This window comes from Nocardia sp. NPDC004068 (assembly GCF_042874315.1).
Classification (GTDB): domain Bacteria; phylum Actinomycetota; class Actinomycetes; order Mycobacteriales; family Mycobacteriaceae; genus Nocardia.
On the sequence record NZ_JBIAMW010000003.1, the window covers coordinates 452,804 to 466,199 of the forward strand.

The 13,396-nt window shown below is 68.3% G+C and carries 14 protein-coding genes; 6 read left to right on the forward strand and 8 right to left on the reverse strand.

Annotated features, from left to right (window positions below):
• Nucleotides 1-53: 53 nt before the first annotated feature.
• Nucleotides 54-548 (reverse strand): hypothetical protein, encoded by a 495-nt coding sequence (locus ACFYTQ_RS09595; protein ID WP_387358713.1) that lies wholly within the window; start codon nt 546-548, stop codon nt 54-56.
• 291 nt (nt 549-839) lie between these two features.
• Here ACFYTQ_RS09595 and ACFYTQ_RS09600 point away from each other — a divergent pair, with 291 nt between their 5' ends.
• Nucleotides 840-1,406 (forward strand): DUF4282 domain-containing protein, encoded by a 567-nt coding sequence (locus ACFYTQ_RS09600; RefSeq protein WP_387358715.1) that lies wholly within the window; start codon nt 840-842, stop codon nt 1,404-1,406.
• A 210-nt stretch (nt 1,407-1,616) separates the two neighbouring features.
• Nucleotides 1,617-2,456, forward strand: coding sequence for a helix-turn-helix domain-containing protein (locus ACFYTQ_RS09605; RefSeq protein WP_387359199.1), 840 nt, complete (start codon nt 1,617-1,619; stop codon nt 2,454-2,456).
• Between the two features lie 7 nt (nt 2,457-2,463).
• Here the strand turns inward: ACFYTQ_RS09605 and ACFYTQ_RS09610 are convergent, their stop codons facing one another.
• Nucleotides 2,464-2,883, reverse strand: a complete 420-nt coding sequence (locus tag ACFYTQ_RS09610; RefSeq protein WP_387358717.1) for a MarR family winged helix-turn-helix transcriptional regulator — start codon at nt 2,881-2,883, stop codon at nt 2,464-2,466.
• Between the two features lie 86 nt (nt 2,884-2,969).
• Between ACFYTQ_RS09610 and ACFYTQ_RS09615 the strand changes: the two genes are divergently transcribed.
• Nucleotides 2,970-4,433, forward strand: a complete 1,464-nt coding sequence (locus ACFYTQ_RS09615) for an MFS transporter (protein ID WP_387358719.1) — start codon at nt 2,970-2,972, stop codon at nt 4,431-4,433.
• 60 nt (nt 4,434-4,493) lie between these two features.
• On the opposite strand, the gene ACFYTQ_RS09620 is transcribed toward ACFYTQ_RS09615, so the two are convergent.
• Nucleotides 4,494-5,051, reverse strand: a complete 558-nt coding sequence (locus ACFYTQ_RS09620) for a dTDP-4-dehydrorhamnose 3,5-epimerase family protein (RefSeq protein WP_387358721.1) — start codon at nt 5,049-5,051, stop codon at nt 4,494-4,496.
• Between the two features lie 2 nt (nt 5,052-5,053).
• The gene (rfbA, locus tag ACFYTQ_RS09625) at nt 5,054-5,926 is read right to left on the reverse strand and encodes a glucose-1-phosphate thymidylyltransferase RfbA (protein WP_387358723.1); all 873 of its coding nucleotides are present in this window, start codon (nt 5,924-5,926) and stop codon (nt 5,054-5,056) included.
• A 214-nt stretch (nt 5,927-6,140) separates the two neighbouring features.
• On the opposite strand from rfbA, the gene ACFYTQ_RS09630 reads away from it, so the two are divergent.
• Entirely contained in the window at nt 6,141-7,151 is a 1,011-nt protein-coding gene (locus tag ACFYTQ_RS09630; protein ID WP_387358725.1) for an alpha/beta hydrolase, read from the forward strand.
• 61 nt (nt 7,152-7,212) lie between these two features.
• On the opposite strand, the gene ACFYTQ_RS09635 is transcribed toward ACFYTQ_RS09630, so the two are convergent.
• The gene (locus ACFYTQ_RS09635) at nt 7,213-7,935 is read right to left on the reverse strand and encodes a hypothetical protein (protein ID WP_387358727.1); all 723 of its coding nucleotides are present in this window, start codon (nt 7,933-7,935) and stop codon (nt 7,213-7,215) included.
• Between the two features lie 109 nt (nt 7,936-8,044).
• Nucleotides 8,045-8,755, reverse strand: coding sequence for a hypothetical protein (locus ACFYTQ_RS09640; protein WP_387358729.1), 711 nt, complete (start codon nt 8,753-8,755; stop codon nt 8,045-8,047).
• Nucleotides 8,756-9,135: 380 nt separating this feature from the next.
• Between ACFYTQ_RS09640 and rfbB the strand changes: the two genes are divergently transcribed.
• A complete protein-coding gene (gene rfbB, locus ACFYTQ_RS09645; RefSeq protein WP_387358731.1) occupies nt 9,136-10,137 on the forward strand; it encodes a dTDP-glucose 4,6-dehydratase in 1,002 nt (333 codons plus the stop codon).
• 10 nt (nt 10,138-10,147) lie between these two features.
• Here rfbB and ACFYTQ_RS09650 read toward each other — a convergent pair whose 3' ends face one another.
• Complete coding sequence (locus ACFYTQ_RS09650; RefSeq protein ID WP_387358733.1) at nt 10,148-11,680, reverse strand: DUF2142 domain-containing protein; 1,533 nt, start codon at nt 11,678-11,680, stop codon at nt 10,148-10,150.
• On the reverse strand, nt 11,680-12,645 hold the full coding sequence (locus ACFYTQ_RS09655; RefSeq protein WP_387358735.1) for a glycosyltransferase: 966 nt from the start codon (nt 12,643-12,645) through the stop codon (nt 11,680-11,682). The genes ACFYTQ_RS09650 and ACFYTQ_RS09655 overlap by 1 nt, the downstream gene beginning before the upstream one ends.
• A 202-nt stretch (nt 12,646-12,847) precedes the next feature.
• Between ACFYTQ_RS09655 and ACFYTQ_RS09660 the strand changes: the two genes are divergently transcribed.
• On the forward strand, nt 12,848-13,360 hold the full coding sequence (locus tag ACFYTQ_RS09660; protein WP_387358737.1) for a GtrA family protein: 513 nt from the start codon (nt 12,848-12,850) through the stop codon (nt 13,358-13,360).
• Nucleotides 13,361-13,396: the final 36 nt, after the last annotated feature.

The window sequence follows — 13,396 nt, forward strand, 5'->3', positions numbered from 1 at the left end:
CACAACAACGAACCGCGAGGGCGCATGGCCCTCGCGGTTCAGGTAAGTCGGTGTCAGCTGGCGAGCCGGACGCCCTGCGGCTTGCGGCCGGAGGCGGCGGCCCGGACGGCCGCGGCGACCGCGACCACCGGCGGAACCCAGCGGGCCTCGCTCGGGGCGACGCCCCAGCAGGCGGAGCCCGCCGAGAGCTGGGTGGGGGGCAACGGGATGCCGTCGCCGTCGGTGTACACGGTGATGCCCGCCTCGCGCAGCGCCTCGATGGCCATCGCGGCCTTCGCGGTGCCGGTCACCAGGTGGATCTCGCGCCGCTCGGCACCCGGGACCTCGATCACCGGACCGGAGAGGTTGTTCGCCCGCAGGAAGCGCCGGACGGTGGCGGCGAGTTCGCCGGTTACCTCGATGCCCGCCACATTCTCGTCGGTGATGAGGCAGATGCCGTTGGCCGTTTCGGCGACCGTCCAGCCGCGCTGGATGTAGTCCTGCGCGGCGGCGGCCATCGTCGCCGCCGGGACGGAAGTCGGAAACGTCGTACGCACTGTCTTCTCCATTCCCCGCATCAGATCAGGTCCTGCTTCGGTGTTCATGGGACTAATCGGGCCGTGACATCCGTGGTGTTACAGCTTCACGAAACTTTCTTGCCCGACGTCATCTGTGTCACAAGATCATCGGACTGATCCGGATTCGCTATCGAACCATCCGTTGTTCTCGTTCGGGGACAACGATCGTCGCCATACCTGCGAGGCAATTGCGTTGTCCCTGAGTGTTTCCCGTGAGCCCGTACGGGCACGCCGGAAATCACGAGCGTTGCCGCGAGCAAGTATCTCGGAGAGGATCGGGGCATGAGCGACGAGCCCGTCGGCGCCGAGCCCGACGCGGACGATTACGAGGTGGAACCGCACTGGATCGCCTGGCGGGAGTCGGCGACCAGGCGCCTGGCCCGGCACGTCGGCGAGACGGACGAGGACGGCCCGGCCGAACCGTTCCGCGGCCCGGGCGCGTTCGCGGCCTGGGCGGCGTCGGCCGCGCGCGGCCTGTTCGACCTCCAGTTCCGCCGACAGGCCACCCGGACCCTGCTGCCGCTGGCCTATCTGCTGGGCCTGGCCTTCGCCGTGGGCGTCCCGATCGTGCTGACCGTGCTGCTGTGGCGGTACTCGCTGGTGCTGGGGCTCGGGTTCGCGATCGTGGTGGCCCTCCCGCTCGGCCTGACCATCGCGGCGTCGGTGCGCCTGGCGCTCGAGTTCCTGGTGAACGCCTCCCGGCTGGCGAGCCGGGTCGAGCACATCAACGCCCTCGCCGACGATCTGTTCCAGGTGTTGTCCGATGTCGCCGAACCGGTCAACCAGCTCTCCGAGGACGTGCGCGCCGTCCAGTTCTGGCGATTCCGCAGGCGACCGCCCCGCAAGTGAACGAAAACCCTTATTCCGGAAGATGTCACACGGCGTTATGCCCGATCCTCCCGCATTGTGTTGTGCAACAATCCTTTCGCGTATCTCTTGGAACGAATTCGGATACGCCGGAAGGGTTTTGCCGTTCGGCGAGCGGTGACAGCGAGTACGATCGGCGGACGGAACTCAGGGGGATACATGGTTCTACCGCAGGGGATCACCGGGTCCACGATGCCGCGGCGGCAATTGGGCCGCAGACTTCGTGACCTCCGTAATCGTGCCCGCATGACCACCCGGGTCGCCGCCCAGCGCCTGGAATGGTCGGAGGCCAAGATCTGGCGCATCGAGACCGGCCAGACCTCGCTGCGCGGGCTGGACGTCGAGGCGATGTGCAAGGTCTACGGCGCGCCCGACGACCTCGTCGCCCCGCTCACCGCACTGGCCCGGGAGACCAAGGCCCGCGGCTGGTGGACCGAGTACGGCGATGTCATCGCCGAGGGCTTCGAGGTCTACATCGGGCTGGAGGAGGCCGCCTACCGGCTGTCGACCTACGAGAACGAGCTGGTGCCCGGCCTGTTGCAGACCGAGGACTACACCCGCGCCATGCTCGCCGCCGCGCGGCCGGACATGTCGTCGGTCGAGACGGACCGCCGCGTCGCGGTGCGGGCGGCCCGGCAGGCGCTGCTCACCCGCGACACCGATCCGGTGCGGCTGCGCGCGCTGCTCACCGAGACCGTGCTGCGTCGCCGCGTCGGCGGACCCGAGGTGATCAAGGGCCAGCTCGAGCATCTGCGGCGGATGTGCGATCGCCCCAATGTCGAAATCCGTTCGGTGCCCGACGATTCCGGCTACCACGAGGGCATGGACACCGGTCGGTTCGTCCTGCTCGAATTCGATTCCGGCACGGGCGAACTGGCCGAACCCCCGGTCGTCTACGTCGAAACCTTCACCGGCTCGGCCTATTTCGACAAGGACGCCGAGATCGACCGCTACCGCGCGGCGCTGGCGAGCATCGAGGCCGTCGCGGTCGACGCCCGCGACCCGATCGAGGCGACCCTGGCCGCGCTCTGAGTTCCGATCAGCGCAGGGTCTGTTCGAGCACCTCGCGGTGCGTCGGGGCGGCGTCGGCGTGCGCCGCGCGGCCCTTGTCGGTGAGGCAGACGAAGATCGAGCGCCGATCGTCGGTGCACATGCTGCGGCTGACCAGCCCCTCGCGCTCGAGCCGGGCGACCGCGCGGGACAGCGCGCTCTGGCTCAGATGGCTCTCGGCGGCCAGTTCGCTCATGCGATAGGTCTCGCACGCGGCGTCCACCAGGCGGTCCAGCGTCTCGAACTCGCTGAGCCCGATGCGATGACGCCGCTGCAATTCCTTCTCGAGCGCACAGGTGACATTGGCGTGCCTGGCCATGAGATCGCGCCACTCGCGGACCAGTCCGGTCGGCGCCACCCGCTGCTCGATCGCGGGCCGGTCGACGGACGCTGTCGACGGCTTGGACATGCGGCCATCCTAGTGCCCCGGACAGGACCATGCAACCGCATTAAATGTTTGCGCATTTAATGCACACGCATGTAATGTTCCGGATCGTGACTTCCACGGCAACACTTCAGGCCCACCCGGCCGACACTCGGTGGTCGGCCCGGCTCTGGGGCCTGTTGATCACCCTGTGCATCGTTCTGTTCCTCGACGGCCTCGACGTGTCGATGGTCGGCGTCGCGCTCCCGTCCATCGGCACCGAGCTGGGCCTGAACACCTCGACCCTGCAATGGCTGGTCAGCGGCTACGTTCTCGGTTACGGCGGGCTGCTGCTGCTCGGCGGGCGCACGGCCGATCTGCTCGGCCGCCGCAAGGTCTTCCTGATCGCGCTGGCGATCTTCGCCGTCGCCTCGCTGGCGGGCGGGCTGGTCAGCTCCGGGCCGCTGCTGATCCTCACCCGGTTCGTCAAGGGCCTGGCCGCGGCGTTCACCGCGCCCACCGGCCTGTCCATCATCACCACCAACTTCGCCGAGGGCCCGGCCCGCAACAAGGCGTTGTCCATCTACACCGTGTTCGGCGCGGGCGGCTACTCCATGGGCCTGGTGTTCGGGGGGCTCATGACCGGTCTCGGCTGGCGCTGGACCTTCCTGCTGCCGGTGCCGATCGCGCTCGCGGCGCTGGTGGCGGCCGCGCTGCTCGTGCCGCGCGATCGGCCCGCCGAGGAGGGCGGGCACGACCTGCTGGGCGCGCTGTTCTCCACCGCGGCCATGCTGCTGCTGGTCTACACCGTGGTCTCCGCGCCGACGGCGGGCTGGGGTTCGGCCCGGACCGTGGGTTCGTTCGCGGCGGTGGCGGTGCTGTTCGCGGCCTTCCTCGCGGTCGAGCGGCGGGTGCGGCATCCGCTGATCCGGCTCGGCATCCTGCGCAAGGCGTCGCTGGTGCGGGCGAGCCTGGTCATCGTCGCCGTCGCCGGGTCCTACTTCAGCTGGCAGTTCATCGTGACCCTGTACCTCCAGGACACGCTGGGCTGGTCCCCGCTGAAGCTGGCCATGGCCCTGCTGCCGGTGGGTCTGCTGGTGGCGCTGTCGTCGGTGTTCTCCGACAAGCTGGTCGACCGGTTCGGCACCGGCCCGATCATCGCGGTCACCATGGTCGTGATGAGCGTCGGCTACCTGCTGTTCCTGCGGCTGAACACCGAGCCGTCCTACCTCACGATCATCCTGCCCGCGGTGCTGTTGATCGGCATCGGCTGGATCGGCTTCCCCGCCATCAACATTCAGGCCACGAACGGCATCGATGACGACGAGCAGGGGCTGGCGGCCGGTGTGCTGCAAACGTCCATGCAGGTCGGCGCCGCGATCGTGCTGGCGATCAACACCGCGATCGTCACCTCCGGCGGCGTGGGCGACGGTTCACCGGCGGCGATCCTCGACGGCTACCGCCCGGGCCTGCTGTTCGCGGGTGTGGTCGCCATCCTCGGCGCGCTCGTGGCCCTGACCCACTTCCTGCCCAAGCGCCGGTCCGCCGAGCCGGTGGGCGACACCGAGCCGGAGCCGGAACTGGCCGCGGCCTGACCGACCGCGCGAAAGCCGCGGCGCGCGAAGCGAATTCGCCGCCGCGGCTTTCGGCATATCTCACCCGGCCGCGCGCAGGCCCGGCGCGGCGGCGTCCTTGGCCGAGCGCACGAACCGCAACGGCCGCCCGTCCCGCCCGACCGTCGGCCACTCGATCCCGATCTCCGGATCGAAAGCGTCGATGTCGTGGTCGAATTCGGGGCTGTACTCCAGCGAGCACAGATAGGTCACCGTCGAATCGTCGGCGAGCGAGAGCAACGCGTGCCCGAGCCCCTCGGACAGGAAGACCGAGCGCCGATCGATATCGTCGATGAGCACGCTGTCCCACCGCCCGAAGGTCGGCGATCCGGGCCGCAGATCCACCACCACGTCCACGAACGCCCCGCGCGTGCAGGTCACGTATTTGGCCTGGCCGGGCGGATCCTCGGTGTAGTGGATGCCGCGCAGCACGCCCGCCGCCGAGGTGGAGGTGTTGACCTGCAACAGGTCGAAGGGCCGCCCGACCGCCTTCTCGAACTCCGAGGCCTTGAACGTCTCGGCGAAGATGCCGCGCTCGTCCCCGCGCAGGACCGGGGTGAACTCCCACGCCCCCGGCACCGCCAGCTCTCGAATCCGCATGCTCACCAATCCCGTCCGCGCTCCAGCAGGCCCAGCAGATAACTCCCGTACCCGGACCGCACCAGCGGTTCGGCCAGGCGGCACAGCTGCTCGTCGTCGATGAATCCCATGCGCCAGGCCACCTCCTCGGGCACCCCGATCTTCAGGCCCTGCCGCTCCTCGATCGTCCGCACGTAATTGGCGGCGTCCAGCAGCGAGTCGAAGGTGCCGGTGTCGAGCCAGGCGGTACCGCGCGCGAGCACCTCCACCTGCAACCGCCCCTGCTCGAGGTAGGTCCGGTTGATATCGGTGATCTCGTATTCCCCGCGCGCGGACGGTCGCAAACCGCGGGCGATCTCCACGACGTCGTTGTCGTAGAAGTACAGCCCCGGGATGGCGTAGTTGGAGCGCGGCAGTTTCGGCTTCTCCTCGATGGAAACCGCGCGGCCCCGGTCGAATTCGATCACGCCGTAGGCGCTGGGGTCCGACACCCAGTACGCGAACACCGCGCCGCCGTCGAGGCCGTGGAACCGGTGCAGCCGGGTGCCGAGTCCGGGACCGTGGAAGATGTTGTCGCCCAGCACGAGCGCGACCGAATCGGATCCGATGTGGTCGGCGCCGAGCACGAAGGCGCGGGCCAGCCCGTCGGGTTCCGGCTGCACCACATAACTGATGCTCACCCCGTATTGCGAACCGTCGCCGAGCAATCGGCCGAACGCGTCGGCGTCCTCCGGCGTGGTGATCACCAGGATGTCCCGGATGTCGGCCAGCATGAGGGTCGAGAGCGGGTAGTACACCATCGGCTTGTCGTACACCGGCACAAGCTGTTTGCTCACCCCGCGCGTGATCGGATGCAGGCGGGACCCGGTGCCACCGGCCAGGATGATTCCGCGCATGGCACGCAGTCTGCCAGTTGCCCTCGACCGGGGCGCGGCGAGGTTCCGAAACGATCACGACGGGTTTGGCGAGATGTCGATCGGCCCATATCTGTTGCACAGGTCACTTCAGCGTGGTCTTCTGAAATGACACCGTGTGAGATGTCAGCGCCGACATCGCCGGCCGGGTTCCTCGGCCTTCCCGTCGGCGCGCCGGGAGTTAGGTAGGTGCGCGATGGTAGCGATCCCGATCGGCGAGGTGGTTCCCGAACCGGATCCCGGCGTGGTGGTCAACCCCGACCGGCTCAGCCTGCACTCCCAAGCCCTGCTGCTGGCCTGCAAGGGCGTGGTGGGTCCGGTGATCAAGCGCTATCCCATCCACCCGCAGACCATGCCGCTGGCCCGGCATGTGGTCGACGGCCTGGCCGCGCTGCGCCCGGGCCCGCGCGGGATCGAACGAGAACAGGTGCGGCTGGGCGGATTTCGGATGGAGATCGTCCGCCCGGCGGGCGGCAGCCGCGCGTTGCGGCACGGCGCGGTGATGTACCTGCACGGCGGCGGCTTCTTCCTGTGCGGTTTGGATTCGCACCGCCCGATCGTGGCGAGCCTCGCCCGCCGCACCGGCCTGCCGGTCGTGAGCGTCGAATATCGCCAATTGCCGGACACTTCCATCGCCGGATCGATCGAGGACTGCTTGACCGCCTACCGCTGGCTGCTCGGCCACGGCGCGGATCCGGCGCGCATCGTCTTCGCCGGGGACTCCGCCGGGGGCTATTTGACCTTCGCGACCGCGCTGCGGGCGATCGAGGCCGGATTGCCCACGCCCGCGGGCCTGGTCGGCCTGTCGCCGCTGCTGGATCTGGACCACAAGGCCAAGCGTGGTTACGTCAATGTCGCCCGGGACGCCTACATCCCGATGTCGGCGGTGCGCCGGATGGTCCGCTACGGCGCGGAGATCGACGGCCGGGTCGATCCGATGCTGTCGCCGGTCAACGGCACGCTGGCCGGGTTGCCGCCCGCGCTGCTGATCGTCGGCGAGGACGAATTGCTGCGCTACGACTGCGAATTGATGTCCCGGCGGCTCACCGAGGCGGGCGTCCCGCATTCGCTCGAGCTGTGGCGCGGGCAGGTGCACGCCTTCATGAGCATTCTGCCGAGCCTGCCGGAGAGCCGGGCCGCGCTGGCCCGGGTCGCCCGCTTCGTCCGCGCCCGGATCGAACCCGAAACGGTCGCTCGCACAGCCTGATTGGAAAGCACCCCCGCCCAGCGCGTGCTGGACGGGGGTGCTGTCTGTCCCGGACGAACGGTTACTTGGCCGGCGGAGCCGCGCCGAAGGTCGGCTCGAACGGCTGGTTGACGGTGGTGAAGTACTGATTCGCCGCGAGGATCGCGACGGGAGCCGTCACCAGCAGCTGCCCCACGAGGGTGCCGAGGGCACCGACGGCGATGATCCCGCCGAGGCAGCCGACCGCCGCGGCGGGCAGGAACGCACCGAACAGGCCGACGATGGCCGCCGCGGCGACCGTGGCGCCGGCGATACCGCCGAGCACGCAGCCCACCGCGCCACCGGTGAGGCCGCCGGTCAGGGTGCCGATGGTCGCGCCCATGCTGATCGTGTCGACCATGCGCTTCCAGGCGGCCTGCTCCCGGTCGTACGGGGTCTTCCAGTTGGCCTGATCCTCGTAGGGCAGGGCGACCGGCTTGTAGACCGCGTGCTCGGTGTCGAACCGGGGGGTCAGGGTGGCGGTGTGGTCCGCGATATCGGCGGCGATCGGGAACTCGAAATCGTCGACGCGGAACTTCAGTTCCGTTCCGGCCACGGTGGTCCCGTCGGCGGCCTTGATCTTGAACACGCCGTCCTCGACCACCATGGAACCGGCATCGGTGGAGATGACGGTCGATTCCGGGGTCGTGGTCGACTTGAAGTCGATCACATCGGCGGCGGCGGGCGCGGCGTGCACGGTTCCGGCGGTCACGCCGAGGGCGGCGATCACCAGGGCCGAGGTCGCCGCGAATTTCCTCATCTTCATATGGGTCTTTCCAAAGCTGGTGGAACACAACCGCCCGCCCGGTGCGGCGAACCTTACCGGGCGGGCGCTGGTGTCATCGGTTATCGAAAACCGTTGAGCGACAGCAGAACTACTTCGACGGAGCCGGGGTGAACGGCTGGTTGATCGTCGTGAAGTACTGGATCGCGGCCAGGACGGCGACCGGCGCGGTGATCAGCAGCTGACCGGCCAGGGTGCCCAGGGCGCCGACGGCGATGATGCCGCCGAGGCAGCCGATGGCGGCGGCCGGGATGAAGGCGCCGAACAGGCCGACGATCGCGGCCGAGGCCACGGTCGCGCCGGCGATGCCACCGAGGACGCAACCGACCGCGCCGCCGCCGATGCCACCCACGAGGGTGCCGATGGTGGCGCCGGTGGAGATGGTGTCCTTCATGCGGTTCCAGGCGGCCTGCTCACGGTCGTACGGGGTCTTCCACGGAGCGGTGTCCTCGTAGGGCAGGGCGACCGGCTTGTAGACCGCGTGCTCGATGTCGAACTGCGGGGTCAGGGTGGCCGTGTGGTCCGCGATGTCGGCGGCGATCGGGAACTCGAAGTTGTCGACGCGGAACTTCAGATCGGTACCGGCCAGGGTGGACCCGTCGGCGGCCTTGATCTTGAACACGCCGTCCTCGACGACCATCGAACCGGAGTCGGTGGAGATGATGGTCGAGGTCGGGGTGGTCGTGGACTTGTAGTTGACGACGCCCTCGTCGGCGGCCGGGGCCGCGTTCACGGTACCGGCGGTCACGCCGAGCGCGGCGATCAGCAGTGCCGACGTCGCGGCGAATTTCCTCATCAGCATTTCTAGTGGAACCTCGAGAGAGAGTGGTTCGGGGGGACACGAGTATCGAATTCGAGCTCCGCTAACGCCCGGTGAACCTGTCGTGACCGTTCATTCAAATTTTGTTCACCATTGAGTCCCTGGGGACTGCAAGGTCTGCGAAACACGCTGTAACCGTAATGGTTTTGGGGAGGCGAACCGACCTGAGGTCCGAAAGGTTTACATATACTTGAGTGATCAAGGTCACAATTTTCCGGCTCCCAGCGGGCGTACCCGCTCCTGCTTCGGATGATAGCGATCGCCGATCGAGTGGTACCGATCACAACGGGACCCGGCCCGACGGCGATTCGGACAACCGTCGGCGAATCGGTTGCGCGCGCCGACCCGATAGGCTCGCACGCGTGCGACTGCTCGTAACCGGGGGCGCGGGATTCATCGGCGCCAACTTCGTCCATCAGACCGTCACCGAACGGCCCGATACCCGAATCGTGGTGCTCGACGCGCTCACCTACGCGGGCAATCGCGCCTCGCTGGCGCCGATCGCGGACCGCATCGAGTTCGTGCACGGCGATATCGCCGACGCCGAACTCGTCGACCGGTTGGTCTCCGGGGTGGACGCGGTCGTGCATTTCGCCGCCGAATCGCACAACGACAACTCCCTCGCCCGGCCGTGGCCCTTCGTGCAGACCAATATCGTCGGCACGTTCGCGCTGCTGGAGGCCGTGCGCCGGTACGACGTGCGCTACCACCACATCTCGACCGACGAGGTGTACGGCGATCTGGCCGCGGACGATCCGGCCTTCACCGAGACCACGCCCTACAATCCGTCGAGCCCCTATTCCGCGTCCAAGGCGTCGAGCGATCTGCTCGTGCGGGCCTGGGTGCGCTCGTTCGGCGTGCGGGCCACGATCTCCAACTGCTCCAACAACTACGGGCCCTATCAACATGTGGAGAAGTTCATTCCGCGCCAGATCACCAATGTGATCGACGGTCTGCGCCCGCGCCTGTACGGCGCGGGGCATCAGGTGCGCGACTGGATCCACGTCGAGGACCACAACCGCGCGGTGTGGACGATCCTGGAGCGCGGCCGCATCGGGCAGACCTATCTGATCGGCGCGAACGGCGAACTCGACAACAGGTCCGTGGTGCGGCTGATCCTGACCGAATTCGGCCGCGACCCGGACGATTTCGATCACGTCACCGATCGGCCCGGCCACGATCAGCGCTACGCCATCGACGCGAGCCTGCTGCGCGACGAATTGGGCTGGACCCCACGCTATTCCGATTTCCGCACCGGCCTCGCCGCGACCATCGAGTGGTACCGCGCGCACGAGGACTGGTGGCGGCCGCAGAAGGAGGCCACCGAACGCGCCTACGCGGCCGCGGGGGAGCGGGTGCTCTGAGCGGTCGCGCTCAGCCCCACACCAGGAACTCGTACTTCAGCGCCGCGGCCGTCAGCGCGACGACCATCGCCACCACGACCGCGATGGCGGGCCCGCGGTGCGGGATCACCCCGCGAGCGTCGGTCCAGCGCAACGGCATCCAGCGCAGCAGCGCCGCGAAACCCACCACGGCCAGCGGGACGAAGTACCGGCCCTGCACGCCGTCGACGAGGTAGTAGTCCACCGGCGAGAACGACATGTACAGCGTCACGTAGATCATGGCGACGCTGGCCAGCACCGTCAGCGCGACGATCACCGTGCGCCAGCGCTGGGCCGAGAACCGTTCGGCCACACCGGCGCTCACGGTGAACGCCAGCAGGCACGCCAGGACGGTCAGCGCCGGAACGTCGATGTAGGCGAAGCCGAGTTCCCCGAAGAACTGGGTGAACCAGCGCTGATCGCGATACCAGATGCTCTCGGTGAAGATGTTCAGGAAGTGCCCCGGATTGCTCAGGATCCCGTGCAGCTGATCGCCCGGCCGCACCGAATGCCATTGCGCGGGCGGGCGCATCAGGCCCATCCCGTCACCGGTCGGGGCGGCGATCTTCATCCACACCGCGAACAGCCCCGCGCCCACCGCCGCGCAGAGCCAGGGCAGCCAGCGCAGCCACTGCCCGAACCGGTACTGCCGCGCGGGAATCAGCACCACGAGCATGGCCAGCAGCACGTAGGTCGGCTTGCTCAGCGGCAGCGCGAGCGTCGCGCCCAGCGTCACCACGGTCTCGAGCCGGGTCAGCTCCGCCCCGAGGAACAGGCCCTTGACCACCATGACCGACACCAGGATCGCGAGCGCGTTGGTCATCGTGTCCGCGGTGACCGTACCCGCCTGGAACAGCGCGATCGGCAGCGCGGCCACGGTGAAGGCCAGCCACTGCACCCGGTACGCGCGCAGGGCACGCAGCGCGAAGCCGACGATCACCAGATACGCCAGCAGCCCCGCGAACCGGGTGAGCTGGACCGTCGCGCCGACGTTCAGATCCAGGGCCTGCGCGAGCCGAAGGCCCACGGCGGCGGGCACATACGGCACGGGGGAGTAGGCCGCGGTGTTGGTGAACCACACCGGCCGGGTCTGCCGCGAGACCGGCACCGAGCCGAGCAGGTCGTAGGCGCGCGGATCGGCCACCATCGGATCGGGTTCGCCCGGATTGTGGTTGTAGTCGTCGAAGGCGTAGCTCATCAGGCCGTCGATGCTCACCGGGACGTCGCCGCCGTAGGCGACGCCGCGATCGTCGGCGATGCGGTGCGGCGTGAACCCGCCGTGCGCGACCTGATAGGCCCGGCCGAACTGGGTGATCTCGTCGTGTCCCCAGAACGCGGGGGTGAGCACCGCGAAGACCGCGCCGAACACGGCGGCCACGAGCACGAACGCGACCGCGCCGAAGCCGAGGTGGCGCCGCGTCCAGTCGGTTGGCCGTGCGAGAACCGTTGTGCGCGAAGACGTTTCGACGGTCTGCTCGGCGGGGGCGGGCTCCTCGACGGCCGCCCGCTCGGCCTGGGCCGTCATCAGTCGACCTGTCCGACCCGCTCGGCGATCGGCTCGCCCACCGCGGCGTAGCGCAGATACATCAGGCGCGCGGCCTCGTGCCGGGAGCGGCGGATGCCGTCGAGGATCAGTCCGGCGGTCCACGCCAGGCTGCCCAGCAGCAACAGGGTGAAGGCGAGGAACAGCGTCGGGAAGCGCGGCACCTGGTGAATCTCGTAGAACTCCACCAGGATCGGCACGGTCAGGATCACCGAGACGATCCACGCGACCGTGCCGAACAATCCGTAGAAGGCCACCGGCCGCTCGTGCCGGGCCAATCCGATGATCAGCGCCAGGATCTTGAAACCGTCGTGGTACGTGCGCAATTTGGATTCGCTGCCCGCGGGCCGATCCCGGAAACCGACCGGCACCTGGGTCTGCGGCACCCGTAGATGCAGTGAGTGCACGGTCAATTCGGTCTCGATCTCGAATTCGCGCGAGACGGCCGGGAAGCTCTTGACGAACCGCCGGGAGAACACCCGGTAGCCGGAGAGCATGTCCTCGACGTTCTCGCCGAACACCTTTCCGACCACGCCGTTGAGCACCTTGTTGCCGGTCTCGTGGCCGGAGCGGTACGCCTGCGCGCCCTCGTCCTGTTTGCGCACGCCCAGCACGTGGTCGTACGGGCCGTCCAGCAGGGTCTTGATCAGCAGCGGCGCGGCGAACGCGTCGTAGGTGTCGTCCCCGTCGATCATCACGTAGACGTCGGCCTCGATATCGGCGAACGCCCGCCGCACGACATTGCCCTTGCCCTTGACATGTTCGGTGCGCACGACCGCTCCCGCTTCCCGCGCCCGCTCGGCGGTCGCGTCGGTGCTGCGGTTGTCGTACACGTAGACGACGATGCCCGGCACGGCTGCCTTGAGGTCCGTGACGACCTTGGCGACCGCGGCCTCCTCGTTGTGGCAGGGCACCACGGCGGCGATACGAAGCTCGGTGGGGTCCACCCCGTCAATCCCTCATTATTCGAACCGGACGGTGAAATACGAACACCGGGAGGGTACAGGGCCGTGCTGCCCCTCGTGTACCCGGCGCGCCTCCCCCATGTACCCAGCGCGCCTCCCCCATGTACCCAGCGCGCCTCCCCCATGTACCCGGCGTGCCTCCCCCATGTACCCGGCGTGCTCTTTGCCGGGTACCGTCGGCCCGGTGTCCAGGAGTGAGTACGTGATCGAGGAGGCGGGGCCCTCGCGGGCGTCGCTGGTCACCAAGATCCTTGCCGCCGTGCGCAAGGGCGGGGCCTTCCTGGTCGTGGGTGGGATCGGGTTTCTCGTCGACGCCGGAACCTACAACCTGCTCGTGTTCGCGGGCGGGGAAGGGCCGTTGTTCCACTTCCCGTTGCCCGCCAAGATCATCGCCATCCTGGTGGCCACGGTCGTCACCTACTTCGGCAACAAATGGTGGACCTTCGCCGGGAAGAAGGGCGGCAGCGCGGCCCGCGAATATCTGCTCTACGCGGTGTTCAATGTGGTCGCCATCGGTCTGCAACTGGCGTGTCTGGGCTTCTCCCGATACGTTCTGCACCTGTCGACCCCGTTGGCGGACAACATCTCCGGCACCCTGATCGGGCAGGCCGTGGCCGTCCTGTTCCGCTATTGGGCCTACGACAAATTCGTATTCACCGGCGCCGCGGCTGAGCAGGCCCGCACCGAGGCGCGTTGATATTCTCAGCCAGCGCGTCGAACATCGAGGGATTAC